General features: G+C 35.6%; 2 protein-coding genes. Both read left to right on the top strand.

The window, feature by feature from the left end; translation table 11 throughout:
• The coding region (locus F6K22_RS38140) for a DNA polymerase (protein WP_293110069.1) at positions 1-707 on the top strand (707 nt) is incomplete at its 5' end.
• A gap of 747 nt (positions 708-1,454) precedes the next feature.
• Positions 1,455-1,988: a hypothetical protein gene (locus tag F6K22_RS38135; RefSeq protein WP_293110068.1), complete on the top strand. Its 534-nt coding sequence runs from the start codon at positions 1,455-1,457 to the stop codon at positions 1,986-1,988.
• The last annotated feature ends 712 nt before the right edge of the window (positions 1,989-2,700 follow it).

Here is a 2,700-nt window from a genome sequence, read left to right as displayed (position 1 = left end):
AAATTGAATTAAGAATCTTAGCACATTTGAGTCAAGAACCAGTATTAATAGAAGCCTATCAAAACAATCAAGACGTACATACAGTCACAGCCAAACTATTATTTGAAAAAGAGAAAATTTCACCAGCAGAAAGACGAATCGGTAAAACAATAAACTTTGGCGTAATCTACGGAATGGGAGCGCAAAAATTAGCAAGATCTGTCAAAATAACAGTCAAAGAAAGTAAACAATTTTTAGAAAGATATAAACAACAATATTCCCAAGTATTTGCCTATTTAGATAATTTGAAAAAACAAGCGATCGCTAAAGGTTATGTAGAAACAATATTAGGTCGACGGCGTTATTTTGAATTTGAATCTAAAACTCTCCGGGATTTAAAAGGGAAACCACCAGAAGAAATTAATTTACAGGAATTAAAGCTAAGTCAAAATGATGCTCAAATTTTAAGAGCAGCAGCTAACTCACCCATTCAAGGTTCAAGTGCAGATATTATTAAAATAGCCATGATTAAATTGAAGAAAATATTGACAAATTATCAGACAAAATTATTATTACAAGTGCATGATGAATTAGTATTTGAAGTACCACCATTAGAGTCAGAAGAATTGCAACAAATTATTAAATCTACAATGGAAAATGCTGTAAATTTAAAAGTACCCCTAATAGTAGATATTCATGGAGGTAAAAATTGGATGGAAACTAAATAGAGTCTGTTCAGTTATCAGTTAACAGTTATCAGTACCTACTACTTCAGTTGACGGGATAAATATTAAGTAGGTGGGCTGAATTATTGCTACAATAGCAATGAAAATTCACGCGCAGTGAAAACCTGTTGGCAATTCGATTATAGCTTCTTTTTCATATTTTTTATTTTAATCTTTATTTATGCCTATCTACTTACTTTACCGAATAATTAAGGTTTAAAGCCTCTCCTTTAAAGGATAAATAAGCGGTCGGAAAGCGGAGCATGACAAACGGATGGGATGGCGTTTAGCGTTCCGCACAACGCGCGTTTTTCATGTCGCGTTTGCGCAATTATTCCGTAGGAAAGCGAAACGCGGAGCGACTTGAATTGCGGAGGGAGCTGCACTCTTCGGGAAACCTCGCCATACCCAATCTCCCCTTGAGAAGAAAAAATTTTCATGATTAGTCAATCCTATCAGTTTTCAAGGAGAGTTCATTAATGGATAATGGCGAACTTGATAATTACAAGAAGGTTTTAACCGTTACACCAATTGAATATAAGGAATATTGTCTTTGTTTTCCCCTATCCAAGGGGAGGCTTCAAGGCGCGAATTATTTAATAATTAATTATTAATAATTAATTATTAATTGTTGATTATCTCCCCACTCTCCCCCCTCTCCCCACACTCCCTACTCCCTATTCCCTATTCCCTATTGTTATGTTAGACTCCTGACTGTAGTTGACTAAAAATTTTTCCTTGGGTAAATCAATGGATACCAAAAAATTAGTTTTAGGTGGAATTGGTTTGATATTAGGTGGTGCAATTGTGGCAACTGCTGCCAGCATAGAACTTAGTCTCGAACAAGAACAAGTAATCTGTAAATTGAAAGAGACAGTAGAAGCACAAGAAAAAGCTGGTAAAAAATTAGTATTTTGGCCACTAATTGGAAAGGTTAAAGAGAAAGTAGAAGTACCATTTACAGCAAAATTATCTTCTGATGTATCTTACACTATTCTTGGAGTATGTGATGATAATTGTACTGACTTAAATTTAACCCTTAAAAATGAACAAGGTGCAAAAATAGCCAATGATGAAAAAGAAGATGGAATTCCAGTAATTTCTTTTACTCCTACGAAAAATAGTGATTATCGAATCACTGCACGACCAGATAAATGTACAACTGAAAAATGTGAATTTGGCATGGTTTTATTTGTGCCTAAAAGTGTTGAGCTAGATGTAGCATCCGAGCTACCAGAGGAATTATATCTATTTAAGTTTTGCCAAAAATCAACAAAAAATTAGTTCAGGAAAAAGAATTATTTATGTAAAAATGCTAAATTAACTTTAATCTAACTCAAACTCAAATTATTATACCGAATATCTAGCTCTCAAAAAGGTGATTATCATTTACCATTGACATAATTCCAACCTTGCGCCCCTGGGACAAAAATATTCCTAATCATCGCTAATTAGGGCTTTGTTTTGCCTCTTGCAGAGGAGTTGCGCAATTCAATTCCCTCTGCGAAACATAGCATCTGCCTCCCTTGCCAAGCCTCTTTTTGCTCTTAAGGTCGCTCTACAGACTTACAATGCTAGCCCAGCAGCCTTAATTTAACTACTGTAGCACACTATTGCGAAAACCAATCAATGTTGTGGTTTTCCAATTGCGTCGCTCCCCTCCCTCTCTTTCAAAGCTATGCTTTATAAACATCTTTCTTAAGATAAAATTTGACATGCGTAGAGAAGTTATGTATAAGTCCTTTGAAAAACTTTTTTCTCATAAAAGTGTATTGAATCAGATATTTTTTTGAGAAATGCACCCCAAGATTCTTACTTCTCCCTCTTCCCCCTCTTCCCCCTCTTTCCCCTCTCCCCACTCTCCCACAAGGTTTTCAGTCCTTATAAGGGATAGGTAGGGAAGGGTAGTTAGGGGTGATGGATAGCGGGGGTCTTCAACCAAGGTTGAGATAAATAAATCATCAATCAAATTCAGAATTCAGCCCTCAGTCCTAGA

The organism is Okeania sp. SIO2F4 (genome assembly GCF_010672385.1).
GTDB lineage: Bacteria > Cyanobacteriota > Cyanobacteriia > Cyanobacteriales > Microcoleaceae > Trichodesmium.
Note: the sequence above shows the minus strand (reverse complement) of the source record. Positions and strands in the feature narration are given on the sequence as shown.

Bases quoted from the DNA above. Each gene is read 5' to 3' on its own strand.
- F6K22_RS38135 (WP_293110068.1), top strand. From the start codon at position 1,455: ATGGATACCAAAAAATTAGTTTTAGGTGGAATTGGTTTGATATTAGGT.